The 23699-nt window shown below is 58.2% G+C and carries 22 protein-coding genes; 14 read left to right on the top strand and 8 right to left on the bottom strand.

Translation table 11 applies throughout. The features are described 5' to 3' along the window. Positions 1-18: 18 nt before the first annotated feature. The 3 genes from alg8 to yaaA all read right to left on the bottom strand — a co-directional run bounded on the left by alg8 (position 19) and on the right by yaaA (position 4597). A complete protein-coding gene (alg8, locus tag PSH65_RS26855; protein WP_370694671.1) occupies positions 19-1500 on the bottom strand; it encodes a mannuronan synthase in 1482 nt (493 codons plus the stop codon). A 181-nt stretch (positions 1501-1681) separates the two neighbouring features. Beyond that, positions 1682-2998: a nucleotide sugar dehydrogenase gene (locus tag PSH65_RS26850; RefSeq protein WP_305423378.1), complete on the bottom strand. Its 1317-nt coding sequence runs from the start codon at positions 2996-2998 to the stop codon at positions 1682-1684. Between the two features lie 819 nt (positions 2999-3817). Further along, positions 3818-4597, bottom strand: a complete 780-nt coding sequence (yaaA, locus tag PSH65_RS26845) for a peroxide stress protein YaaA (protein ID WP_123501039.1) — start codon at positions 4595-4597, stop codon at positions 3818-3820. A 324-nt stretch (positions 4598-4921) separates the two neighbouring features. On the opposite strand from yaaA, the gene PSH65_RS26840 reads away from it, so the two are divergent. The 11 genes from PSH65_RS26840 (at position 4922) to cyoE (ending at position 15687) form a co-directional block, all read left to right on the top strand. Beyond that, complete coding sequence (locus PSH65_RS26840; protein WP_305423376.1) at positions 4922-6046, top strand: polysaccharide deacetylase family protein; 1125 nt, start codon at positions 4922-4924, stop codon at positions 6044-6046. Positions 6047-6383: 337 nt separating this feature from the next. Beyond that, on the top strand, positions 6384-7778 hold the full coding sequence (locus tag PSH65_RS26835) for a PhoH family protein (protein ID WP_305423374.1): 1395 nt from the start codon (positions 6384-6386) through the stop codon (positions 7776-7778). 231 nt (positions 7779-8009) lie between these two features. After that, positions 8010-8483 (top strand): cyclic pyranopterin monophosphate synthase MoaC, encoded by a 474-nt coding sequence (gene moaC / locus PSH65_RS26830; protein ID WP_033035928.1) that lies wholly within the window; start codon positions 8010-8012, stop codon positions 8481-8483. Next, positions 8480-8722, top strand: coding sequence for a molybdopterin converting factor subunit 1 (gene moaD / locus PSH65_RS26825; RefSeq protein ID WP_123719936.1), 243 nt, complete (start codon positions 8480-8482; stop codon positions 8720-8722). Before moaC ends, moaD begins: the two co-directional genes overlap by 4 nt. A 3-nt stretch (positions 8723-8725) precedes the next feature. After that, entirely contained in the window at positions 8726-9178 is a 453-nt protein-coding gene (gene moaE, locus PSH65_RS26820; RefSeq protein ID WP_305423370.1) for a molybdopterin synthase catalytic subunit MoaE, read from the top strand. Between the two features lie 327 nt (positions 9179-9505). After that, positions 9506-10015: a disulfide bond formation protein B gene (locus tag PSH65_RS26815; protein ID WP_305423368.1), complete on the top strand. Its 510-nt coding sequence runs from the start codon at positions 9506-9508 to the stop codon at positions 10013-10015. An 828-nt stretch (positions 10016-10843) separates the two neighbouring features. Next, on the top strand, positions 10844-11788 hold the full coding sequence (cyoA, locus tag PSH65_RS26810; RefSeq protein ID WP_305423367.1) for a ubiquinol oxidase subunit II: 945 nt from the start codon (positions 10844-10846) through the stop codon (positions 11786-11788). A gap of 3 nt (positions 11789-11791) precedes the next feature. Continuing rightward, positions 11792-13822: a cytochrome o ubiquinol oxidase subunit I gene (gene cyoB / locus PSH65_RS26805; RefSeq protein ID WP_305423365.1), complete on the top strand. Its 2031-nt coding sequence runs from the start codon at positions 11792-11794 to the stop codon at positions 13820-13822. Positions 13823-13825: 3 nt separating this feature from the next. Further along, positions 13826-14452 (top strand): cytochrome o ubiquinol oxidase subunit III, encoded by a 627-nt coding sequence (locus PSH65_RS26800; RefSeq protein ID WP_305423363.1) that lies wholly within the window; start codon positions 13826-13828, stop codon positions 14450-14452. After that, entirely contained in the window at positions 14453-14788 is a 336-nt protein-coding gene (gene cyoD, locus PSH65_RS26795; protein ID WP_305423361.1) for a cytochrome o ubiquinol oxidase subunit IV, read from the top strand. It abuts the gene before it with no gap. An 11-nt stretch (positions 14789-14799) separates the two neighbouring features. After that, positions 14800-15687: a heme o synthase gene (gene cyoE / locus PSH65_RS26790; RefSeq protein ID WP_305423359.1), complete on the top strand. Its 888-nt coding sequence runs from the start codon at positions 14800-14802 to the stop codon at positions 15685-15687. A gap of 71 nt (positions 15688-15758) precedes the next feature. On the opposite strand, the gene PSH65_RS26785 is transcribed toward cyoE, so the two are convergent. The 3 genes from PSH65_RS26785 to PSH65_RS26775 all read right to left on the bottom strand — a co-directional run bounded on the left by PSH65_RS26785 (position 15759) and on the right by PSH65_RS26775 (position 18810). After that, positions 15759-16463: a hypothetical protein gene (locus tag PSH65_RS26785; protein ID WP_305423357.1), complete on the bottom strand. Its 705-nt coding sequence runs from the start codon at positions 16461-16463 to the stop codon at positions 15759-15761. A gap of 113 nt (positions 16464-16576) precedes the next feature. Beyond that, positions 16577-18097: a HAMP domain-containing sensor histidine kinase gene (locus tag PSH65_RS26780; protein ID WP_305423355.1), complete on the bottom strand. Its 1521-nt coding sequence runs from the start codon at positions 18095-18097 to the stop codon at positions 16577-16579. Continuing rightward, positions 18094-18810: a response regulator transcription factor gene (locus PSH65_RS26775; RefSeq protein WP_305423353.1), complete on the bottom strand. Its 717-nt coding sequence runs from the start codon at positions 18808-18810 to the stop codon at positions 18094-18096. The genes PSH65_RS26780 and PSH65_RS26775 overlap by 4 nt, the downstream gene beginning before the upstream one ends. 153 nt (positions 18811-18963) lie before the next feature. Between PSH65_RS26775 and msrB the strand changes: the two genes are divergently transcribed. Genes msrB through msrA form a run of 3 tightly spaced genes read left to right on the top strand, consistent with a single transcriptional unit; the run spans position 18964 to position 22048 of the window. Then, positions 18964-19479, top strand: coding sequence for a peptide-methionine (R)-S-oxide reductase MsrB (gene msrB, locus PSH65_RS26770; RefSeq protein ID WP_305423351.1), 516 nt, complete (start codon positions 18964-18966; stop codon positions 19477-19479). 43 nt (positions 19480-19522) lie between these two features. After that, the gene (locus tag PSH65_RS26765) at positions 19523-21313 is read left to right on the top strand and encodes a cytochrome c biogenesis protein DipZ (protein ID WP_305423349.1); all 1791 of its coding nucleotides are present in this window, start codon (positions 19523-19525) and stop codon (positions 21311-21313) included. 27 nt (positions 21314-21340) lie between these two features. Then, positions 21341-22048, top strand: coding sequence for a peptide-methionine (S)-S-oxide reductase MsrA (gene msrA, locus PSH65_RS26760; protein WP_305423348.1), 708 nt, complete (start codon positions 21341-21343; stop codon positions 22046-22048). An 8-nt stretch (positions 22049-22056) separates the two neighbouring features. Here the strand turns inward: msrA and PSH65_RS26755 are convergent, their stop codons facing one another. Together PSH65_RS26755 and PSH65_RS26750 are read right to left on the bottom strand one after the other, a co-directional pair. Continuing rightward, on the bottom strand, positions 22057-22461 hold the full coding sequence (locus PSH65_RS26755; RefSeq protein ID WP_305423347.1) for a GNAT family N-acetyltransferase: 405 nt from the start codon (positions 22459-22461) through the stop codon (positions 22057-22059). Next, positions 22458-23471, bottom strand: coding sequence for a sensor domain-containing diguanylate cyclase (locus PSH65_RS26750; protein ID WP_305423346.1), 1014 nt, complete (start codon positions 23469-23471; stop codon positions 22458-22460). Before PSH65_RS26750 ends, PSH65_RS26755 begins: the two co-directional genes overlap by 4 nt. Between the last annotated feature and the right edge of the window lie 228 nt (positions 23472-23699).

The raw sequence follows: 23699 nt of genomic DNA, 5'->3' as shown, positions 1-23699 counted from the left end.
TAATTCAGGCGAGTTCGGTCAGACCATCAGCAGCAGCACGGCGACAAAAATGCTGCCGGCGGAGAAGGTCATGGTCCGAGACGACCAAGTGTTGAACCAACGTTGAAAGCTGGCGAGATCACGGGTCAGAGAAGTGGGCTGGCGAGTCCAGGACTGTTGATCGAGGCGGAAGAACACGTAGATCTTCACCAGCGCGCCGACGATCTGGTTGTAATAGAGAATCGCCGGGTAGGCCGGGCCGATCCGGTGACCGGAACAGGACAGCAGCACGGTAAGGATCAGGCGGGTGATGCCGATCCACAGCAGGTAAACCAGGATGAACGCGCTGCCGTACTTGAAGGTGGCGAGGATTGCCACGGTCAGGCCCAGCAAGGACGTCCACATCGACACGCGCTGATCGAACAGCACCACGGAGGTGAACAGGCCGAGGCGTTTCATCCCCAGGCCCAGGGCGCGGGAGTTCTGTCGCAGGTTGTTGCCATACCAGCGGAACATCAGTTTGCGGCTGGCCTTGATGAAGCTCTTCTCCGGCGGGTGTTCCACGGTGTTGATCGCCGCATCGGGCACGTAGAAGGTGTCGTAGCCCAGGCGCATCAGGCTGAACCAGCTCGACTTGTCATCGCCAGTCAGGAACTTGAAGCGACCCAGGCGCCAATGTTGCAGCGAGTCGCTTTCCACATCGGCGATGAAGTCCGGATTGGTGACCACGGTGGCGCGGAATACCGACATCCGGCCGGTCATGGTCAACACGCGCTTGGACAGGGCCATGGAGCACATGTTGATGTGGCGCTGGGCGAATCGCAGTTTGTGCCATTCGCTCATGATGTAGCCGCCGCGCACTTCACAGAACTCGTTGGTGGTCAGGCCGCCGACATTGCCGAACATCTGGAACCACGGCACGGTCTTGAGCACAACGCCTTCGGCCAATACGGTGTCGCCATCGATCACGGCAACCACGGCGCGATCGTCCGGCAGGTGGCGTGAAATGGCGCGGAAACCGTAGGCAAGGCCATCGCGTTTGCCGGTGCCGGGAATGCGCACGAAGTCGAGCTTGACCCGTGGTGGTGGGTTCATGCGTTTCCAGAGGCTCTTGACCAGCAGCTCATCGGACATTTCGACGATGGAGCAGACCACGGTGGTCGGCAGTTCGCAGTCGATGGCCTCGCGGATTACCGAGCTGTAGACCTGAGCGGTGGTCAGCGCGTCGATACGGAAGCTGGTGACCATCAGAAATACATGGGACGGGTCTGCCGCTTTGCCCAGCTTGCGCACTTTGCGCCGCAGGTGCGGGTAGACCACGTACAGAAACAGCATGCCGCGCAGAAAGTGCGTGGCACCCATCGAGTAGCGCCAGATACCGACGATACCGATCAGAAAGATGAAGTCCTTCGACTCGGAGTCGAACGTGGACGCAGGCAGCGCCATGGCGATGCCCATCAGTAAACTTAGGTAAAACAGCCAACCGGCGGCCTGAAGTAGGCCGTGCTTTAGCCTGTGCATAATCTGCATCCGTCTCGATCTCGGGCGAGCCTGTGGGGTGGCCCGATGGGGTTAAGGCAGGCGTAGAAAGCCAAGTCGATCTCATCAGACCTGCAGGAGCGAGGCTTGCCCGCGAAGGCGGCGGACCTGACACATCACGTCGCCTGGTTCGCCGGCAAGCCTGGCTCCTACGGGGAAGGTGTTACCAGCAGATGCCTTCGGTCCGGCCACTCACGCTGGTGGCTTTGGACATGAAGCCAACCAGGTCGACCACTTGCTTGCCGTGTGGAGCTTCCAGCGCCAGGGCGCGGAATTTCTCGTCACGGTTGCCGAGGATGATCACGTCAGAGTTGGCGATCACGTCGTCGAAGTTGGAGTTGAGCAAGGACGAGACGTGAGGGATCTTCGACTCGATGTAATCCTTGTTCGCACCATGAACGCGGGCGTACTCGACGTTGCTGTCGTAGATGCTCAGGTCGTAGCCCTTGCCGATCAGCATTTCCGCCAGATCAACCAGTGGACTTTCGCGCAGGTCGTCGGTGCCGGCCTTGAAGCTCAGACCCAGCAGGGCGACTTTGCGTTTGTCATGGCTGGAGACGATGTCGAAGGCGTTCTGCACCTGGGACACGTTACTGCGCATCAGCGAGTTGAGCAGCGGTGCTTCCACGTCCAGGGAACCGGCGCGGTAGGTCAGGGCGCGGACGTCTTTTGGCAGGCAAGAGCCGCCGAACGCAAAGCCTGGGCGCATGTAGTACTGGGACAGGTTCAGTGTCTTGTCCTGGCAGACCACTTCCATCACTTCGCGACCGTCGACACCGACGGCTTTGGCGATGTTGCCGATCTCGTTGGCGAAGGTCACCTTGGTGGCGTGCCATACGTTGCAGGTGTACTTGATCATCTCGGCAACGGCGATGTCCTTGCGGATGATCGGTGCGTCGAGTTCTTCGTACAGCGATTGCAGAACGTCACCCGAGGCCTTGTCGAACTCGCCGATAACGGTCATTGGTGGCAGGTCGTAGTCGGCGATCGCGGTGCTTTCACGCAGGAACTCAGGGTTCACTGCAACGCCGAAATCGACACCGGCTTTCTTGCCGGAGCAGTCTTCGAGGATCGGGATCACCACGTTTGCCACGGTGCCCGGCAGTACGGTGCTGCGAACCACGATGGTGTGGCGGGTGGTCTTGTCACGCAGGACAAAACCGATCTCGCGGCACACGGCTTCGATGTAGTTCAGTTCCAGATCGCCGTTCTTCTTGCTCGGCGTACCGACGCAGATCATCGACAGGTCGGTGTCGCGAATCGCCTCGGCGAAGTTGGTCGTGCCGCGCAATTTGCCCGTCTCGATACCCTTGTGCAGAAGTTCGCCCAAACCCGGTTCAACGATCGGCGATTTGCCGGCGTTGATCATATCGATTTTGTCTTTGGCAACATCGACGCCAACGACGTCATGGCCCCGTGCAGACAGGCAACCGGCACATACTGCGCCGACGTAACCCAAACCAAATATGCTGATGCGCATCGCAATTACCTCTGTGTTTATCAAGCCATTACATGGCCGGAGTTAATGGTGTTCAGCGGTCATAGTGCACTCGCAAGTGCGACTTAAAGGCGCCACAATGCCGTGTGCAGGCATACTAAGTTCCGAGTGTCTAAATAAGTGCACTCAAGGTGTGCGCAACCAGGCCTTATTGTTATGACTTGCCCTGTTATGCAGCCGATCCTCTTTTCCGAAGACTTCGGTGCAAAGGTTTTGCGCGCTCAATGCCAGGCCCGAAAGCCCGTAAATCAAGCGGTTGGGTGCTCAGGTGAGCACGTTTATAGGGGCGCAGCCGTGGCCTTGTAGGGGATAGTAATGGTGCGTTATCTCCTGTCCTTCATGTGTTGCCCAAATAAGTGATCAGTAAGCCCAAGTAAGTATGACAACTTCGCTACATGGATCCCTTGTCTGTGTAAGTTATCTCGCACAATCACCGAGAGAATCGTTACCGGTGGTATGAGCGGCGCATTTGGACATAGTTCCTGTCCACCCATCGCGAATTCTGAAATTTCTTGCAATATTGAAAAAGATGGCACTGCTCTCATATTGATAGCACTTGCCGTTTGGGCCTTGATATATGGGGTGATTGTTGGTTTGGATATTTTTTTGCCACTACGCGTAAAATTTTTCAGTGCCACTACTGAAAAAAATGTTCAATGTCGAGTGAAACTAAAGTTAGAAAATGGAGTGCTTGAATATTGGCGCCAATAAAGCGGCGAAAAGGAAGGGATTGTTCGACGATCAAAGGGAACGCGCACGACGAAGTAATGGGTGTCGTGCGCTGACTTAGTGCAGGCTCTATTACTCCGGTGCGTGATCGCGCAGGAACACCAGATTGTCCGGTTTAGACTGTTCGGCGCTGTAGCGATAACCCTGAACGTCGAACTGCTTGAGGGCGACCGGGTCATTGATGCGTTCTTCGATGACGAAGCGGCTCATCATCCCGCGGGCCTTTTTCGCGTAGAAGCTGATGATTTTGTACTGGCCGTTCTTCAGATCCTTGAACTCGGTGTTGATGATGCGCGCGTTCAGGGCACTGCGTTTGACCGCCGAGAAGTACTCGTTGGAGGCCAGGTTCAGCAGCACGTCATCGCCTTGATCGGCCAAGGCTTCGTTCAGCCATTCGCTGATCCGCGTCCCCCAGAAGGCGTACAAGTCCTTGCCACGGGCATTGGCCAGTTTGGTGCCCATCTCCAGCCGATAGGGCTGCATCAGGTCCAGAGGACGCAGCAGGCCGTACAGGCCGGAGAGCATGCGCAAGTGTTGTTGGGCGTAATCGAAGTCGGCTTCGCTGAAGGTTTGTGCATTCAGGCCGGTGTACACGTCGCCCTTGAATGCCAGCAAGGCCTGCTTGGCGTTGGCTGGGGTGAAGGCTGGGGTCCAGCTACCGAAACGCGCGGCATTGAGGCCACCGATCTTGTCGGAGACGTGCATCAGCTCGCTGATCTGCGCCGGTGTCAGGTCGCGCAGTTGCAGGATCAGTTCCTGGGAATGGTCGAGGTATTGCGGCTGAGTGAAGCGCTGGGTCGCCGGCGGTGTTTCGTAATCGAGGGTCTTGGCGGGGGAAATCACCATCAGCATGAAGTCGTCTCCTTTAATCGTGGCGGCGATTCTAGGGGGTTGTCTGCGTTGACTCCAGCTATCAAGTCCATAGGTGATCGGTGGTGTAACCAGGTTTTGTAGCAGAGGGAGATCCTGTGGCGAGGGAGCTTGCTCCCGCTCGAGCGCGAAGCGGTCGCAATACAGGCGCATGTGTTTTTCTAAGGGAATGTATTTGTCGGTTTGAGGGCTGCTTCGCAGCCCAACGGGAGCAAGCTCCCTCGCCACAATGAGTTCGGTGCTGCTGCGGTAATGTGAAGGCGATCGGCTATAGTGCCGCGCGGGTTTTGTTATGGAGACATCCCATTGCGTATCGTTTTTCTATTCTCGGCCTGGCTCTTGAGCTTCGGCGCCATGGCAGCGCCGGGCGATGTGGCGACGCTTGATCGCAGCACCTGGCCTGAACAGCTCAGTAACCCGACGCTGTTCGACGTCGCCTCGCGGGCCGAAATCCTCATGTTTGCCCGGGTTCTGCTGGCCAGTGAGTCGCTGGATGAAGCGAGCCTGGCTCAACGCCTGGGCCTGCGCACCCTCAATCTGGACTCGGTCAACCAGCTGCGCCAACGCATGTGGCAGCGTTTGCTGAGCAATTACAACTTCGCCCAACAGAGTTGCGATCAGGATGCTTCCTTCTGTTTCCTGGTCGAGGACATGGCCACCTTGCGTGAGCAAGCGGCCAAGTTTCAGGTGAGCGACGACAGCTATTACATAAAGTGGGCCGAGCCGAGCCGGTTGTTCCACGCCCAGTACCTGGACGAGCAGTTACGCAAGGCCGCGCTATTCCCGCAGACCAGCAGCGAAGTCGATCGTTTTGGCGACTATGAGCGTAATGGCGATGCCATGAATGACCGGCTGTTCCTGCTGACCTTCGACAGCGCCGCCAATGCCACGCCAGATAACACGGCCTGGGTCACCGAGTACCTGCGCAAATCCAACATGAGCGCTACGTTCTTCGTCCTCGGCAAGGACATGCAGGCCCGTCTGGCCGAGCGTTCTGTGGCCAGCCTGCAAGGGACTTATTCGCAGCAATGCGTTGGCGTGCAAGGCTGGGAGTTTCGCTCCCACAGCCACTGGCAGGACTGGCAGGACTCGGTGCGACGCAGCACCGAGCTGGTCAAAGGCAAGCTGCCGGAGAATTACGTCCCGTTGTTTCGCCCGCCCGATGGTCAACGTCGATCCGATGCTGAAGGCTTCTTCACGTCTCAGGGCTTGCAGGTGGCATTGTGGGATATCGATGCCCAGGATGGCGCCGGCAAGCTCAAGGGCAGCCAGAGCGCACAACGGGTGTTGACCCTGATGCTGCTGTGGCGGCACGGGGTGATCAATTTCAATGTGAAGCAGGATGCGCTGAAAACGGCGATGCCTTGGCTCATTACGCAAACGGCGCCAAGCGGGATCGGTTGGGCAGACTGTCAGGACGCGTTTCGCTGAAAACTGCGACAGGCCGTAAACATTGGGGGAGGGGCGATTTCTGGAGAGAAATCGGTGCAGGCGGACTTCCGACTTTAACGGCACATTGCCTGCACGCCAAGGGCTATTCGTCACTCTGAAAAATAAACTTCAAAAAAACGTCAAAGTGCTTTTTTCTGTCACATGTTTTGGAGTATTACGAAGACAGACCGCCGAAACCTGCAACACAGGTGGCGTCTCCCAAGACCCCAGTTTGTGTGCAGTTCACTTGACTCCTCGCAGGTGAATTCGGCGGCCACTTCGAGGCGCAGCACTGTCATGGTATTGCGTCGACTGGCTCCCACAAAGGTGACCGAGTATGGATGATCACGGACGTAGCCCTTCTTCCAACCAGCCAATCCTTTATGTACTCGATACCAACGTATTGATTCACGATCCAAACGCCCTGCTTAATTTCGAAGAACACCACGTCGCCATCCCGATGACCGTGCTTGAAGAGCTGGACAAGCTCAAGAGCGGGCATCACAGCGTTGCCGCGGAATGCCGCCAGGCGATTCGCCTGATCGACAAGACGCTGGGCGATGCCAGCCCCGAAGACGTCGAACTCGGCGTACCGATCCAGCGCGGCAAGAGTGGGCCCAAGGGTTTGCTGTCAATTCTGATGAGCAAGCGCACTGAACCGAACATCATTCTGCCCGAGCATCTGAACGACAACATCATCATCAACCAGTTGATCGACCTGCGCGCGCGCGATGCAAAACTGCCCGTGGTGCTGGTCACAAAAGACATCAACATGCGCCTCAAGGCCCGGGCTTGCGGGATTGCGGCCGAGGACTACAGCACCGACCAACTGGTCGACGACGTTTCGTTGCTGCCCAACGGTTATCACACCATGACCGGTTCGTTCTGGGATCGGGTGAGCAAAGTCGAAACCCGGCAGGATCATGGCCGCACCTGGCATCAAGTGCAGTTGATCGACAACCTGCCCGCGGTACACGTCAACGAGTTCATCATCGACGAACAGGGCTTTGTCGGCTGGATCAAGGAAATCCAGGTCGACAAGTTGCTGATCCTCGATCTGCATCAGGAACCTCTGTTGCACCAGGAAGCCTGGGGCCTGAAACCGCGTGACATCTATCAAAGCCTGGCGCTGTACGCCTTGCTCGATCCGGATATTCACCTGGTCAACCTGTCCGGCGCGGCCGGTTCCGGTAAAACCATCCTGGCCCTGGCGGCGGCCATCGAGCAGACCATGGTCAGCAAACGCTACCGGCGCATCATCGCCACCCGCAGCGTGCAGGGGCTGGACCAGGAAATCGGCTTCCTGCCCGGCACCGAAGCGGAAAAAATGGAGCCTTGGCTCGGCGCCATCACCGACAACCTCGAAGCCTTGCACATGGATGACGAAAACACCCATGGCAGTGTCGACTACATCCTCAGCAAAGTGCCGTTGCAGTTCAAATCCCTCAACTACATTCGAGGCCGCAGCTTCCAGCAGAGTCTGATCCTGATCGATGAGTGCCAGAACCTCACGCCGCACCAGATGAAAACCATCATCACCCGTGCGGGCGCCGGTTCCAAAGTGGTGTGCCTGGGCAACCTGGCGCAGATCGATACCCCTTACCTGTCCGCGACCAGCTCCGGGCTGACTTATCTGACCGAGCGCTTCAAGGATTTCCCCAACGGTGTGCATATCACCCTGCAAGGGGTGCCACGCTCGATTCTGGCCGAATACGCCGAATCGCATCTGTAACCCTCACCAGAACCGGGCGGCCCAAAGCCGCCCGGTTTTTTTATGCCTGACGAATAACCCTGTGGGAGCGGGCTTGCCCGCGATGGCATCACCGAGGTGTCCCTGTTGAACCGCAGCGCCTGCATCGCGGGCAAGCCACGCTCCCACAGGGTTCGGTGTAAACGCATAATCAAACGTGCGGAAAATTGACCCACAGGTTTACAATCGATGCTCCTGATCAGGAGTATCCCTGTGCTGACTCATCTCGATTCCCAAGGTCGCGCCAATATGGTCGACGTCACTGAAAAAACCGTGACGTTCCGTGAAGCGACGGCCCAAGCGCTGGTGCGCATGCTGCCCGAAACCCTGCAGATGATCGTCAGTGGCGGCCATCCCAAGGGGGACGTGTTCGCCGTGGCGCGAATTGCCGGCATCCAGGCGGCGAAGAAAACCAGCGATCTGATTCCTCTGTGCCACCCGTTGATGCTCACCGGCGTCAAAGTCGAACTCAGTGCCGAAGGCGACGACACCGTGCGTATCGTGGCGTGCTGCAAGTTGTCCGGGCAGACCGGTGTCGAAATGGAAGCGCTGACCGCCGCCAGCGTCGCGGCGCTGACTATCTATGACATGTGCAAGGCCGTGGACCGTGGCATGACCATCGAGAGTGTGCGGCTGCTGGAGAAACTCGGCGGCAAGAGCGGCCATTTCCGGGCGGATCAGCCATGAACGTTACTGTGAAGTTTTTCGCCCGTTACCGTGAAGCGCTCGGCGTGGACTCGGTGAAGGTCGAAGGTGATTTTTCCACGGTCGACGATGTGCGCGCGCTGCTGGCCCAACGTGACGGCGCCGAAGTGCTGAGCGAACAGAACCTGATGTGCGCCCGCAACGAAGACCTTTGTCAGCTCGACGAACCGGTGAGCGATGGCGATGAAGTGGCGTTTTTTCCGACCGTGACCGGGGGCTGAGCCATGGCGATTCGCGTGCAGTCCACACCGTTCGACCCGGGTGCTGAAGTCAACGCCATGCACGCTGCCAATGTGGGCGTCGGTGCGGTGGTCAGTTTTGTCGGCTACGTGCGCGACTTCAATGACGGCCTCGACGTCGCCGGGATGTTCCTTGAGCACTACCCCGGCATGACCGAAAAAGCCTTGGGCAAGATTGCCCTGGAGGCCGAGCAGCGCTGGCCGCTGTTAAAGCTGGAAGTGTTGCACCGCATCGGCGCGCTGGAGCCGGGCGAACCGATCGTCTTCGTCGGCGCCGCCAGCGCTCACCGTCAGGCGGCGTTCGATGCCTGTGCCTTTGTCATGGACTACCTGAAAACCCGCGCGCCGTTCTGGAAGAAAGAAAACACCCGTGATGGGCCGCGTTGGGTGGAAGGGCGTGACAGCGATCACGCGGCGGCAGATCGCTGGAAGCAGTAAGCAATCGATCCGTCTTCACGGGCTCGATTCTTGAAAAGCACTTGAAAGTTAATCCGTTCTTAACCGGTTTATCGTTTATTTCCGACATTGCTTTGTGGCGAGCGAGCAAGCTCCCTCGCCACAGGCATTGCCGCCCGAAGGCCGGGTTCAGGGGGCGTTCAAGGCTCTCAAAGATCAGGTCAGCGTGTAGACTTCCGGGCAATCGATATCCGATCGACAACGGTCGCATTGCCGCCAGTGGGCATATCGAAGACAACATCAGCCTGATACAGCTGCTGCAAGCGCGGCCGCCGACGAGCTGATCCACGGACACAAAAGGGAAACGCGATGAGCGAGGAAACGATGCGGTTGGGACGTGAACGGCGCTATCTGGTGTTGCTGGGCATTATCTGCCTGGCGCTGATCGGTGGCGCGCTGTACATGCAAGTGGCTCTGGGCGAGGCACCGTGCCCCCTGTGCATCCTGCAACGCTACGCGCTGTTGCTGATTGCGCTGTTCGCCTTTATCGGCGCAGCGACGCGTACCCGCCGCAGCATCACGCTGTTCGAAGCGTTGGTGGTGATCTGCGCCATTGCGGGCGCCGGGGTGGCCGGGCATCACGTCTACACCCAGTTTTATCCCGCGGTCAGTTGCGGCATCGATGTGCTGCAACCGATCGTCGACGGTCTGCCGCTGGCGAAGATCTTCCCGCTGGGCTTCCAGGTCGATGGCTTCTGCTCGACGCCGTACCCGCCGATCCTCGGCTTGTCCCTGGCACAATGGGCGCTGCTGGCGTTCGTGCTGATCGTGGTGCTGGTGCCGCTGCTCATTTCGCGTAACCGCAAAGCGCTGCGCTAAGGCTGTTCGCCATACCGTTGCAGGAAACAAAAAACGCCCCGGTTCTCGTTGAGAGGCCGGGGCGTTTTGCATATTCGCAGGCCAGGTAAAAAGACCTTGATGCTCGACAAGGAAGGGTGCGACACGTATGCGACATGTTGTCACAGCTTGAGTGTCGCAAGGCATTTCAAATCGCTGATTCAGGGCATCGCTTCGCACCAAAAACCTGCTCTTCCAAGCGCTCCCGGTTTCGATGCTCGTCAGTCGAAACAGGCAGTTTTAACAGGGCCTGGCAAATTGCCAAAGCCCTTGTCGCATAGGGTGTAGAGCAGGCTCGAAGGCGAGCGCAGAGCCTTGGAAGCTGTCTGAACTTCGCGTGGTAGACCTACAATTTTTGGTGTTTTTGTTGAGAATTAATTTCGATACCATGGCGCACTTTTGCAAAAGCCGTTAATGATTGTTGCTGGATCGGATAAAAATTATTTCGGGATGAGACATGGTTTATGAATCGTTACGTATCTACAATCGCCCGCACTGAATTCCCGGCACTGCTCTCCCTTACTCAGGTGCATGAGCAGAATTAGGGTGTCGAGAGGCCTGATGGCTTCATGCGACTCCCAGGTGTCGGTGCCTTCCGACTATCCGCACCAAATGGAATTGGTCTGTAACAAGGCCCTTGACCACGAATTCGAATAAGAACTCACCGCAGGCCCAGCAATTGTCGAACAGCGTCTGACGCGCGACGGGCAGGCCCTTATTCAATCCAAGAAAAATGCCAACCCTTGGCAGGGTGAAGTGTTGGCGATCAAAACCCAACTGCATTGCGCAAGCTGCTTTAGAGGTCGTGAGATGAGTAAAAACAGGTACCCCAGACTACTAGGCTTATTGCCGCTGCTCGGCACGTTGTTGCTGGGAGGCTGCAACATGACCTTGCTCGATCCCAAGGGCCAGGTCGGCCTGGATGAGCGAAACCTGATCATCACCGCAACGCTGCTGATGCTGTTGGTCGTCGTGCCGGTCATCGTCATGACCTTCCTGTTCGCCTGGAAATACCGCGCGTCCAACACCGACGCCGTGTACACGCCGAAGTGGTCGCACTCCACCAAGATCGAAATCGCAGTGTGGACGATCCCGGTACTGATCATCATTGCCCTGGGTTACATCACCTACAAGTCGACCCACGCTTTGGACCCTTACAAGCCGCTGGAATCCGACGTCAAGCCGATCACCATTGAAGTGGTCGCGCTGGACTGGAAGTGGATGTTCATCTATCCGGAGCAAGGCATCGCCACGGTCAACAAGATCGTGTTCCCGGCCCACACGCCGATCAACTTCAAGGTGACGTCCGACTCCGTGATGAACTCGTTCTTCATCCCGGCCCTGGGCGGCCAGATTTACGCGATGGCCGGCATGCAGACCAAACTGCACCTGATCGCCAACCAGAACGCTGAAATGGACGGAATCTCCGCCAACTACAGCGGCGCGGGTTTCACCGGCATGAAGTTCAAAGCGATCGCCACCTCTCAGGAAGATTTCGACGCCTGGGTAAGCGAAGTCAAAAAGGCACCTAAACAGCTTGAAAAAGCTGAATACGAAGCCCTTTCCAAGCCAAGCCAGAACAACCCAGTCGAGCTCTACTCCTCGGTCACGCCGAACCTGTTCCAGATCATCGTCGACAAGTACGAAGGCATGAAACCGGGTCCGAAGGTGAAGCACGAGAAGAAAGAGAAAGAAGTGGCCGCTACGCAAGGAATGGACATGAACTCGCATTCAGCTGCCGGGGCAGAGGAGTAAACGATGTTTGGTAAATTAAGTTGGGAAGCGGTCCCGTTCCACGAGCCGATCGTGATGGTGACCATCGCCATGATCGCGCTCGGTGGTCTGGCACTGTTCGCTGCAATCACCTACTTCAAGAAGTGGACCTATTTGTGGACCGAGTGGCTGACCTCGGTCGACCACAAGAAAATCGGCGTGATGTACATCATCGTCGCCATGGTCATGCTGCTGCGCGGTTTTGCCGACGCCATCATGATGCGTACCCAGTTGGCCATGGCCACCGAGGGTTCGCCTGGCTACCTGCCACCTGAACACTATGACCAGATCTTCACCGCTCACGGTGTGATCATGATCATCTTCATGGCGATGCCATTCTTCACCGGCCTGATGAACCTTGCAGTGCCGCTGCAGATCGGTGCGCGTGACGTTGCCTACCCGTTCCTGAACTCCCTGAGCTTCTGGCTGCTGGTTTCCGGCGTGGTGCTGATCAACCTGTCCCTGGGCGTTGGCGAATTCGCCAAGACCGGCTGGGTTGCCTATCCGCCGCTGTCGGGCCTGCAATACAGTCCGGGCGTGGGGATGGATTACTACATTTGGGCGCTACAGCTATCCGGGCTAGGTACGACGCTGACGGGGGTCAACTTCCTGGCCACCGTGCTGAAAATGCGTACCCCGGGCATGAAGCTGATGGACATGCCGATCTTCACCTGGACTTGCACCTGGGCCAACGTCCTGATCGTGGCTTCGTTCCCGATCCTGACCGCTACCCTGGCACTGCTGACGCTTGACCGTTACATGGATTTCCACATTTTCACCAATGAACTTGGTGGTAATCCAATGATGTACGTCAACCTGTTCTGGGCTTGGGGTCACCCTGAGGTTTACATCCTGATTCTGCCGGCATTCGGGATCTTCTCCGAAGTCATCTCGACCTTCTCCGGCAAGAAACTGTTCGGCCACCACTCGATGATCTACGCCAGCGGCGCGATCTCGATCCTGGGCTTCATGGTCTGGCTGCACCACTTCTTCACCATGGGTTCGGGTGCCAGCGTCAACGCCTTCTTCGGTCTGGCGACGATGCTGATTTCGATCCCGACGGGTGTGAAGCTATTCAACTGGCTGTTCACCATTTATCAAGGCCGTCTGCGTTTCACCAGCCAGGTTCTCTGGACCCTGGGCTTCATGGTGACCTTCGCCATCGGCGGCATGACCGGCGTACTGCTGGCCATTCCGGGTGCTGACTTCGTCCTGCACAACAGCCTGTTCGTGATCGCTCACTTCCACAACGTGATCATCGGCGGTGCGGTATTCGGTTACATCGCAGGCTTTGCCTTCTACTTCCCGAAAGCGTTCGGCTTCAAGCTGCACGAAGGTTGGGGCAAGGCAGCGTTCTGGTTCTGGATCTCGGGCTTCTTCGTCGCGTTCATGCCGCTCTATGCACTGGGCTTCATGGGCATGACCCGTCGTCTGAACGCCACCACCAACCCTGAGTGGGTGCCGTACCTGTACGTTGCCATGTTCGGTGCGGTGATGATTGCCGTCGGTATCGCCTGCCAACTGATCCAGCTGTACGTCAGTGTGCGCGATCGCAACAAGCCAGAGAACATGTGCGAACACGGCGACCCGTGGAATGCCCACACCCTGGAATGGTCGACTTCGTCGCCACCACCGTTCTACAACTTTGCCGTGCTGCCAAAAGCAGAAACCATCGACCCGTTCACCGAAGCCAAGGAAAACGGCACCGCGTACCAGGCGCCTAGCCGGTACGAGCCGATCCACATGCCAAACAACACCGCGACCGGTGTGGTCATGGGTGCTCTGTTGACCGTGTTCGGTTTCGCGATGATCTGGCACATCTGGTGGTTGGCCATCGTCGGTCTGGTCGGCACCGTGGTGTACTTCGTGATCCACGCTGCGCGTGATGATCAAGGCTATATGGTGCCGGTCGACGTGATCGAGCGCATCGAAGCCGAGCAGCACAAGCGTCTGGTAGCGGCCGGGAAAGTTCCAGCCACCGCCACCCGTGTTGAAACCTCGTTGGAACAGGCTTAAACCATGTCGAACTTAGTGACCAATGCTGGACACACCCATGTCGATGGACATGGGCATGATGACCATCACCACGACTCGGGCGAGATGACCGTATACGGTTTCTGGCTCTACCTGATGACCGACTGCATTCTGTTTGCGTCGATCTTCGCGGTGTACGCGGTACTGGTTAACAACGTAGCGGGTGGCCCGTCGGGCCACGACATCTTCGAGCTGCCATACGTACTGGGCGAAACCGCTCTGCTGCTGTTCAGCTCGATCACCTACGGCTTCGCCATGCTGGCGTTGTTCAGGGGCAAGAAAACCCAGGTACTGGGCTGGTTGGCCATGACCTTCCTGTTGGGCGCCGGCTTTATCGCCATGGAGATCAACGAGTTCCACATCCTGATCGCCGAAGGCTACGGCCCTAGCCGCAGCGGCTTCCTGTCCGGGTTCTTTACCCTGGTCGGCACCCACGGTCTGCACGTGACCAGCGGTCTGATCTGGATGGCGATCATGATGTATCAGGTGCAGAAAAACGGCCTGACGGCGACCAACAAGACCCGTCTGAGCTGCCTGAGCCTGTTCTGGCACTTCCTGGACGTGGTGTGGATCTGCGTATTCACCGTTGTTTATCTGATGGGGACTATGTAAATGGCTAACGCTCATTCCCACGATAGCCACGACGCCGGCCACGGCAGCGTCAAGTCCTACGCTATCGGTTTCATTCTGTCGGTGATCCTGACCGTCATTCCTTTTGGCCTGGTGATGTACCCATCGCTGCCAAAAGCCATGACCCTGTGGATCGTTCTGGCCTTCGCTGTGATCCAGGTGTTCGTCCACCTGGTTTACTTCCTCCACCTGGACCGCTCCGCCGCCCAGCGTAACAACGTGATCGCGTTGGTCTTCGCTGCACTGGTAATCGTCCTGTTGGTCGGCCTGTCGCTGTGGATCATGTTCAGCATCCACACCAACATGATGGCGCACTGAGGAAAGTCCGGATGTCCTTTAAGCACTTTATCCAAATCACCAAACCGGGGATCATTTTCGGTAACGTGCTTTCTGTGGCAGGCGGATTTTTCCTGGCCTCCAAAGGGCATGTCGATCTGGCCATCTTCCTGGCTGCGATGATCGGCACGTCCCTGGTGGTGGCTTCCGGTTGCGTGTTCAACAACTGCATCGACCGCGACATCGACCTGAAGATGGAACGCACCAAGAACCGGGTGCTGGTCCAGGGCTTGATCTCCCTGAAACTGGCCCTGGCTTTTGCGACCGTCCTGGGTGTTCTCGGCGTTGCATTGTTGTACAAAGTGGCCAACCCTTTGGCCGCTTTGTTCGCGGTGATCGGCTTTGTCATCTACGTCGGCTTCTACAGCCTGTACCTCAAGCGCAAGTCGGTTCACGGCACGCTGGTGGGCAGTCTGTCGGGGGCGATGCCGCCGGTGATTGGCTATGTGGCTGTGACTAACAGCTTCGACATGGCCGCACTGACGCTGCTGGTGATGTTCAGCCTGTGGCAGATGCCGCATTCCTACGCTATCGCGATCTTCCGCTTCAACGATTACCTGGCCGCATCGATTCCGGTGTTGCCGGTGAAGCGCGGGATTCAAGTGGCCAAGAAGCACATCCTGCTCTACATCCTGGCGTTCCTCGTAGCGACCTTGATGCTGACCTTCAGCGGCTACGCCGGCATGAGCTACCTCGCCGTCGCCGCGGCCATGGGCATGTACTGGCTGTACATGGCCTGGACCGGTTACAAGGCAGTGGATGACACGGTCTGGGCACGCAAGCTGTTCGTGTTCTCGATCTTCACCATTACTGCGTTGAGCGTGATGATGTCGCTGGATTTTAAAGTGCCGAGTGAGCTGTTGCTGACTTACGCGCCTTAAGCTTCGAATGCTGTAAAGAAAGCCCCGCCCTTCGAGAGAATGGCGGGGATTTTTATGTGCAGCGTTTAGCGTTACTGCGCGGCGATGCTGTAGCCGTCGAACGCGGTTTGTTGCTGAAGCGCGGTGATGATGTTCTTGCGGTTGACCGCTTGCTCGGCCCCGGCATTGTCCAGGAACGTTTCGCTTTCCAGCTCGGCTTCATCGCCTTCGCCGACGAAAGTGAAGCCCAGGAACTCCAGCGCTTCACGGTCAACGTTCAGGCGCGAGCGCGGGGTGCGCAGGGGCAGGGTGACGCTGATGCCATCCTTGCTGATGGTGAACACTTCGACTTCTTTTTTGGCGCGAGCCGCTTTGCTCTTGCCGCTGCTCGGGTTGCTGATCGCCTGGTGAGTCTGGTTCAGCACTTTCAGCGCCAAGCCATAAACGATTTCCTGAAACGCCGGGTCGTCCTTGAAGCTGGACAGAATGCGGCTGATCGGGAATTTGCTGCTCAGGTCTTCCAGGGCGGCAATGTCGGCCGCTTCGGCGTCTTTCAATTGCTTGAGTTCGCCCATCAATTCGTAGGCTTTATCGTCATCGAAGCTGTCGTGAGCCTGGCGAATCGCGGCGCGCAGTTCGCGGATCTGGTCGCTTTCCCGGGTGGATTGAAAAGCGTCCAGGACCATCTCGCTGATGGTCTTGGCCTGTGGCACGTGCTGTGAAAGATTGATGGAGTTTTCGTATTCCGCTTTGGACGACAAGGTGACTACGGATTCAGCGGTATTGGAATCGGACATTGAAATTTCACTACTTCTTTTAACTTGGATTGAGGCGAGAAAGCACGAGGCCTTTTCAGGCCGCCTAATCTATTGGACCTGCGCTGCGTTGTCACGGATGAACAGGTGGCTGGTCAGTATTTTTGGTGAGAGGTTTTAGACCGCGCCATCCATTGCTCCGCCGTTTGCTCGTCCACCGGCAAGGAGAAACGAAAGGTCGCGCCGCGTCCGGGTACATCGATCAGCTCAATCTCGCGACCGTGCAATTGCAGGATCCGGTGCACGATCCGCAGCCCCAGTCCGCCATCGCGTCGCGCACCGCCAATGTTGAACGGACGCAGGAACAGACCTTCGCGCAACTCGGGGGCGATGCCGGGGCCGGTGTCGCTGACGGTCACTTCGATAAAAGCCCCCTGAGAGCGTAGGCTGAGTTCGATCTCTCCACCTTGAGGCGTATGGCGCAGGGCGTTGTCGAACAGGTTGGTCAGCACCCGTTCGATCAGCCCCAGATCGGCGCAGGCCACCGCGACATTGGGCGCGAAGGTTGCCTTGAGCTCAATCTGGCGTGCTTCGGCATTGAGTTCGAATTTCTGAAAAATGTCCTGCACCAGATCGGTCAGGGAGAAGCGCTCCAGCACCGGTTGCACGAAACCGTGTTCCAGCCGCACCAGTTCCAGCAACGATTGCGCCAGACCGCCAACCTTGCGGCTCTGATCCAGGGCGATCCCCAGATAGCGGCGGCGGTCGGCGGGGGACAAGGTGGCGTCCTTGAGCGACAGGGTTTCCAGGTAACCGTGCAGCGAGGCCAGTGGTGTGCGCAGGTCGTGGGAGATGTTGGCCACCAGTTCGCGACGCTCCTGATCCTGGCGGGTCAGCGAGCGCCATTGCTCGCCGAGGCGCGCTTGCATCTGCCGAAAGGCCGCGTCGAGTACGGCAATTTCATCGTGACTGGCGGCCTTTTCAACGGGCGCAGGCTCAGGTTCGGGCGAAGCGGTCGGAACGCCGTTGATATCGAACTGACTGACTTTCTCGGTCAAACGACGCAATGGTCGGGTGATCAGGGCAAATGCCGTGAGGCCGGCAATCAGGCACAGCAACGCCACCAGCCCGATGGACCACAACGCGGTATTGAGCGCCGCGCTGGTGGCGCCGCGCTCGGCGAAGCGGTCGTGTTCCTCGCTGAGCAACACCACGTAGAGATAACCGGCCGGCTGACCGTTGACCCGCAAAGGTGCGGCGCTGAACACCTTGCGACCATCGACGCTGCGCGGATCGTCGCCGAGAATCGGCAATGCCTCGCCTTTGAGCAAACGCTGGATAGGCACCAGATCGACCTGCTCCCGGCGTATCCGGCCCTCGGGCGCGGCGCTGCCGACAATTCGGCCGCCGGTGTCCAGCAGATAGACCTCGACACTGGGATTGACCAGCATCAGCTGGCTGAACAGTTCACGCACGGCATTGGGCATCGGGCCATTGCGGTCCATCAGCACGGTGTCGTGGGCGATGTGTTGCGCCAGATCCCGCGACAAGCCTTGCACCACTTCCAGTTCATGCATCTGGTTGGAGCGAACCTGCATCCATACCGAGGTGCCGCTGCACACCAGCAACAGCACGGCGAACACCAGAGACAGGCGTTGGGTCAGGGTCAACCTCATGGCTGTTCTCCGCTTGCTGCGAATTTGTAGCCACGGCCCCACACCGTGAGGATGCGCGCCGGCTGCGCCGGATCGGCTTCGATCTTGGCGCGCAGGCGGTTGATGTGGGTGTTGACCGTGTGTTCGTAGCCTTCATGGCTGTAGCCCCACACCGCATTGAGCAGGTCCATGCGCGAGAAGACTTTGCCAGGCTGGCGGGCGAAGAAGTGCAGCAGGTCGAACTCCCGTGGTGTGAGGTCGAGGCGACGGCCATCGAGGGTAACTTCACGGGTGATCGGGTCGATGGAAAGGCCGTCCATGATCAGGCTTCCGGCGTCCATTTTCAGATTGCGGGCCATGGCGTCGACCCGTCGCAGCAGTGCCTTGACCCGCGCCACCAGCTCAAGCATGGAAAACGGTTTGGCCAGATAGTCATCGGCGCCGAGTTCCAGCCCCAGAATCCGATGCACTTCGCTGGAGCGCGCGCTGGTGATGATGATCGGTGTGTAGCGGGCCATGGCCCGGGCGCGGCGGCAGATTTCGAGGCCGTCGACGCCGGGCAGCATCAGGTCGAGGATCAGTGCGTCCCAGCTTCCTTGCTGCAGCAGTCGCATGCCCTCATCGCCGTCGGCGCAGTGCACCACCTCGAACTGCTCATCGCGAAGATGCAGGCAGATAAGGTCGGCGATATGCAGGTCGTCCTCGACCACCAGGACGCGTTTGGTCTGTTCCATGGAGCTCAATCCTTTGTGACGCAATGAACACATTGTGCGGGTTTTCCTGAGGCTGAGTTATCACGAATTGTTTAACTCCTCGTGAGGATTTGGCGATCAACTCAAGCCTAGGCTGTGTTCCATGCAAGGCATCTGGAATTTTGGAGAAGGCCCATGTTTTCACGGCGACAGTTTCTCGTAGCAAGCGGCGGGCTGGGGGCTGCAGCCCTGGTGATCGGTGTATTGCCAAAATTTTCCGCAAGCGGCGCGCTGATCGATGAGGCCCGTGCGGCGGAGGTTTTCGAGGTGACCCACAGCGACGGCGAATGGCGCGCCATGCTCAGCGCCGAGCAGTACGAGATCCTGCGTGAAGAGGGCACCGAACGGGCCTACAGCAGCCCGCTGAACAACGAGCATCGGGAGGGCGTTTTTGCCTGCGCCGGTTGTGATCTGCCGTTGTTTTCTTCCGACACCAAGTTCGACAGTCGCACTGGATGGCCGAGCTTCTGGGCACCACTGGATAACGCGGTGGCGACCCGTCAGGACCGTTCCTTCGGCGTGCTGCGCGAAGAGGTCCACTGCCGTCGCTGCGGCGGTCACTTGGGTCATGTTTTCGAAGACGGACCAAAGCCCACCGGTCTGCGCTACTGCATGAACGGCCTGGCGCTGACTTTCAAGCCACAGGCGTAATCCATGGGCACTTCCTTTCACTCACTTCACGCAGGTCGACGTTATGTGGCTTCTGGTCCTCGCTTATCTCGGTGGTGTGCTGACGATCGTCAGCCCGTGCATTCTGCCGGTATTGCCCTTTGTCTTCGCTCGCACCGGGCAGCCGTTTATGAAAAGTGGCTTGCCGCTGCTGGCGGGGATGGCGCTGACCTTCGCACTCGTCGCCTCGTTGGCGGCGGTGGGCGGCGGCTGGGTGGTGCAAGTCAATCAGTACGGTCGCTGGCTCGCGTTGCTGTTCGTTGCACTGTTCGGGCTGACGCTGTTGCTGCCCCGGTTGGCCGAGCGGCTGACGCGTCCATTGGTGGCGGCCGGTGGTCGGTTGTCGGAAGCCGCGGGCGCCGATACCCGGCCGCGTCCCGGCGCATCGTTGCTAATCGGTGTCGCCACGGGCCTGCTCTGGGCGCCCTGCGCCGGGCCGATTCTGGGGCTGCTGCTGACTGGCGCGGCGCTGCAAGGAGCAAACATCGCCACCACCCTGTTGCTACTGGCTTACGCGGCCGGTGCTGCCACCTCTCTCGCCGCGGCACTGCTACTGGGCGGTAAAGTCTTCGCCGCGATGAAGCGCTCGATAGGCGCAGGCGAGTGGCTGCGTCGAGGCTTGGGGGGCGCGATGCTGGCCGGTGTAGTGGCGATCGTCTTGGGGCTGGATACCGGGATTCTGGCGCGGGTCTCGACGGCATCCACTGGCGATATCGAGCAGGCGCTGGTAAACCGATTGGCCGGTAACAAGTTGCCCTCCGACAGTGGGGCGATGATGTCGCAGATTCCACGGGGAGGGGATCAACCCGCCGGCAGCATGAGGATGACCGCCAAGATACCGGGCGAACTGCCGATTGAAGGCAACCTTCCATCGCTGGACGGCGCGGTGCAATGGCTCAGTTCACCCCCTCTCACTGCCCAGGCCTTGAAGGGCAAGGTTGTGCTGGTGGATTTCTGGACTTACTCCTGCATCAACTGCCTGCGCACCCTTCCGTATGTGAAGGCCTGGGCCGAGAAGTATCGCGATCAGGGCTTGGTGGTGATCGGCGTCCATACACCCGAGTTTGCCTTCGAACGTGATGTAGGCAACGTCACCAAAGCCATGAAAGATCTGGGCATCACTTATCCGGTGGCAATCGATAACGACTATAAGGTCTGGCGTGCTTTCAACAACCAATACTGGCCAGCCCACTATTTTGCCGATGCTCAGGGGCGCATTCGTTATCACCACTTTGGTGAAGGCAAATACGCCGAATCGGAGCGAGTGATTCAGCAACTACTGCGTGAAGCGGGCGCCACGAAGGTCGCGGACGGGCTGATCAATGCTCGTGCCGAGGGTGTCCAGCTCGCCCCGGACATGAATGAAGTGCAATCGCCGGAAACCTATGTCGGTTACCGACGGGCGGAGCATTTCGTTGCTGAAACCGATCTGGCGCCAGACAAATTGGCGGCCTATAGCCCACCATCACAACTGGCCCTCAATAGCTGGAGCCTGGATGGGCAGTGGACTGTCGGTCCGGAGCGGGCCGTTTCGAACGCCCCGGCCAGTCGTATCGTCTACCGCTTCCACGCTCGCGATCTGCATTTGGTATTGGGCCCAGGTGCTGATGGCAAACCGGTGCGTTTCAAAGTGTTGATTGACGGCAAGCCCCCAGGTGATGCCCACGGTGTCGACGTGGCGCCCGATGGCAGCGGCAGCGTCACCGAGCAGCGGTTGTATCAACTGGTACGCCAGACCGCAGGCGTAAAGGACCGGACATTTAGCATTGAGTTTCTCGATCCCGGTGTGTCGGCATATGCGTTCACGTTCGGTTGATAGCCTCATTCATTCAGGAGACAGCCCATGAAAACCTCATTCAACTGGCGTCGCACCCTGCTGGGATTGGTCGCCGCCAGTGTTATCGGTCAGTGCGCAGCGTTCTCTTTCGGAGGCACCGAAGAGGCGGTCATCATTCCGCCACCAACCCTCGACGAGAACACTCAAGCGCGCAGTGAAACGGCTATTTTTGCGGGCGGTTGCTTCTGGGGCGTCCAAGGGGTATTTCAACACGTCAAAGGGGTGAAGAATGCCGTCTCCGGTTATGCGGGCGGCACCGCTGACACCGCTCAGTATGAGCGGGTCAGCAATGGCGATACCGGTCATGCGGAGGCCGTCGAAGTCACCTTCGATCCTACTCAAATCAGTTATGGCAGCCTGTTGCAGATCTATTTCTCGGTGGCCCACAACCCCACCGAACTCAACCGCCAGGGGCCGGACCGCGGCACCCAGTATCGATCGGCGCTTTTCCTGAAAAGCGCTGAACAGCAACGTGTCGCCCAGGCCTATATCGCGCAACTCGACGCCGCCCATTCGTTCAACAAACCCATCGTCACTAAACTGGAAACCTACAACGGCTTCTATCCGGCGGAAGAGGAGCATCAGGACTTCCTGACCGAGCATCCGACGTATCCCTACATCGTGATCAATGACCTGCCGAAGGTGGCGCAGTTGAAGCAGCTGTATCCGGATCGGTATCAGGAGAAGCCGGTATTGGTGAAGGCTGGCCAATAGTGCATTGGCTACTTCAAGCGTGAGCGTTCCATCGCAATGGTCGACGTTTCAAAGCCCAGCTTTGAAAAGAAATCCGAAGCGCCTTCACGGCCAGCTCGCAGAACCCAGGTAATGGCGGTGTTGTCGCCCATGACGTGCTCAACCAGCAGGCGACCGATGCCTTCACGTCGAGTTTGTCCGCACACGACAACCATCGACAGATAACCATTGGACAAATCGTCGGTGATACCACGGGCAAACCCGACGATGTGGGAGTCCTTTATCGCAAGCGCTGTACGTTGGGAATTAGCGATCAACTGCGCGAAATGCTCAGATGAACCGGTGCGGTGAGCCCAGCCATTCTCGCCAAGAAAAAGTCGCACGGATTCCACGTCCGAGGGCCGAACATCACGGATAAGCACGGGTGTACTCATCCCGAAATCACATTCTTGCCTGCGATCTTGGCCCGATACAGCGCCTGATCGGCCCTGGCCAGCAAGCCGGTTTGTTGTTCTTCTTCAAAACGTTGCACCACGCCAAAACTCATGGTGACTTGATAGTCCCCGACCGGCAGAAGATTCGACAGGCCATGACGGATTTTTTCAGCGAGTGACCTGGCGTCGGCCAACGAAGTATTGGGCAGGATCATGATGAACTCGTCACCGCCCCAACGCGCCAACAGATCGCCTTCGCGCACGCAGTGCTTCACGCTCTCGATCACCTGTACCAACGCCGCATCACCCAGGGCGTGGCCGTAGTGATCGTTTATGTTCTTGAAGTCATCGATGTCCATGGCGATCAGCGAGAGCGGCTGGCGAAAGCGTTGGGCGCGGTCGCATTCCTGGGGCAGGGCTTTTTCCAGTCGATAGCGATTGGCGATGGAGGTCAGCACATCGGTTTCTGCCAGTTTGCGATTCTCTTCGAGTTGAATCTGCAACTGCTGATTGACCCGAGACAACTCACGGGTGCGTTCTTCGACGATGGCTTCGAGGGATTGATTACGCCGTTCCATTTCTTCGAACAGGCGTTTTTTGTCTTCGATACTGCGGTGCGCGCCGACCATTCGTGCCACTGAGCCGTCCGTATTGCGTGCCAGCACATAGCCGCGATCTTCGATCCAGGTATAAGTGCCATCCCGCATGCGGCAGCGATACTCGGCTTGATAACCGGGTGCGCGCTGATTCAGGTAGTCATCAAACAGCGCCATGACCTGTGAATAATCGTCGGGGTGGATCACGTTTTCCCAGGTCAGTACGTTGTTATCCAGGGAGTGAGGCGGATAGCCGAGCATCTCGTACCACCCTGGGTTGCGGTAGACGAACCCGGTGTTGGCGTTCCAGTCCCAGATGCCATCGCTGACCAGTTCCAGAATGGTGTGCAGCATGTCTTCGTTAAAATCTGACAGATTGAACTTCAACGGCTCGATATTCGATGCCTCACCCATCATCGGTCTCCCTGCCGAACTGATATCAACGTGACTCGCCAGTCGAGGAGATTAGTTCATGGGGTGTTGCGCCTGCTAGGGGGCGTTCTCAATTAGTTTCCCCGCCGCGTTGTCGCCTTAAAGCGGGCCAGGCAAGGCGCAGGCCGCTGGGAATGGTTGTTCCCTTTCCAAGGCCTGCAACGCAGCTTGGCCCGCTTTAAGGCACAACCCGAAGGGCCGGGCCTGCTG

Source organism: Pseudomonas sp. FP603 (assembly GCF_030687415.1).
GTDB classification, from domain to species: domain Bacteria; phylum Pseudomonadota; class Gammaproteobacteria; order Pseudomonadales; family Pseudomonadaceae; genus Aquipseudomonas; species Aquipseudomonas wuhanensis.
Note: the sequence above shows the minus strand (reverse complement) of the source record. Positions and strands in the feature narration are given on the sequence as shown.

Bases quoted from the DNA above. Each gene is read 5' to 3' on its own strand.
- PSH65_RS26755 (WP_305423347.1), bottom strand. From the start codon at position 22,461: ATGAGTACACCCGTGCTTATCCGTGATGTTCGGCCCTCGGACGTGGAA.
- cyoB (WP_305423365.1), top strand. From the start codon at position 11,792: ATGTTTGGTAAATTAAGTTGGGAAGCGGTCCCGTTCCACGAGCCGATC.
- PSH65_RS26815 (WP_305423368.1), top strand. From the start codon at position 9,506: ATGAGCGAGGAAACGATGCGGTTGGGACGTGAACGGCGCTATCTGGTG.
- PSH65_RS26800 (WP_305423363.1), top strand. From the start codon at position 13,826: ATGTCGAACTTAGTGACCAATGCTGGACACACCCATGTCGATGGACAT.
- moaD (WP_123719936.1), top strand. From the start codon at position 8,480: ATGAACGTTACTGTGAAGTTTTTCGCCCGTTACCGTGAAGCGCTCGGC.
- PSH65_RS26750 (WP_305423346.1), bottom strand. From the start codon at position 23,471: ATGGGTGAGGCATCGAATATCGAGCCGTTGAAGTTCAATCTGTCAGAT.
- PSH65_RS26785 (WP_305423357.1), bottom strand. From the start codon at position 16,463: ATGTCCGATTCCAATACCGCTGAATCCGTAGTCACCTTGTCGTCCAAA.
- cyoA (WP_305423367.1), top strand. From the start codon at position 10,844: ATGAGTAAAAACAGGTACCCCAGACTACTAGGCTTATTGCCGCTGCTC.
- alg8 (WP_370694671.1), bottom strand. From the start codon at position 1,500: ATGCACAGGCTAAAGCACGGCCTACTTCAGGCCGCCGGTTGGCTGTTT.
- moaE (WP_305423370.1), top strand. From the start codon at position 8,726: ATGGCGATTCGCGTGCAGTCCACACCGTTCGACCCGGGTGCTGAAGTC.
- cyoE (WP_305423359.1), top strand. From the start codon at position 14,800: ATGTCCTTTAAGCACTTTATCCAAATCACCAAACCGGGGATCATTTTC.
- PSH65_RS26835 (WP_305423374.1), top strand. From the start codon at position 6,384: ATGGATGATCACGGACGTAGCCCTTCTTCCAACCAGCCAATCCTTTAT.
- msrA (WP_305423348.1), top strand. From the start codon at position 21,341: ATGAAAACCTCATTCAACTGGCGTCGCACCCTGCTGGGATTGGTCGCC.
- msrB (WP_305423351.1), top strand. From the start codon at position 18,964: ATGTTTTCACGGCGACAGTTTCTCGTAGCAAGCGGCGGGCTGGGGGCT.
- cyoD (WP_305423361.1), top strand. From the start codon at position 14,453: ATGGCTAACGCTCATTCCCACGATAGCCACGACGCCGGCCACGGCAGC.
- PSH65_RS26775 (WP_305423353.1), bottom strand. From the start codon at position 18,810: ATGGAACAGACCAAACGCGTCCTGGTGGTCGAGGACGACCTGCATATC.
- PSH65_RS26780 (WP_305423355.1), bottom strand. From the start codon at position 18,097: ATGAGGTTGACCCTGACCCAACGCCTGTCTCTGGTGTTCGCCGTGCTG.
- yaaA (WP_123501039.1), bottom strand. From the start codon at position 4,597: ATGCTGATGGTGATTTCCCCCGCCAAGACCCTCGATTACGAAACACCG.
- PSH65_RS26765 (WP_305423349.1), top strand. From the start codon at position 19,523: ATGTGGCTTCTGGTCCTCGCTTATCTCGGTGGTGTGCTGACGATCGTC.
- PSH65_RS26850 (WP_305423378.1), bottom strand. From the start codon at position 2,998: ATGCGCATCAGCATATTTGGTTTGGGTTACGTCGGCGCAGTATGTGCC.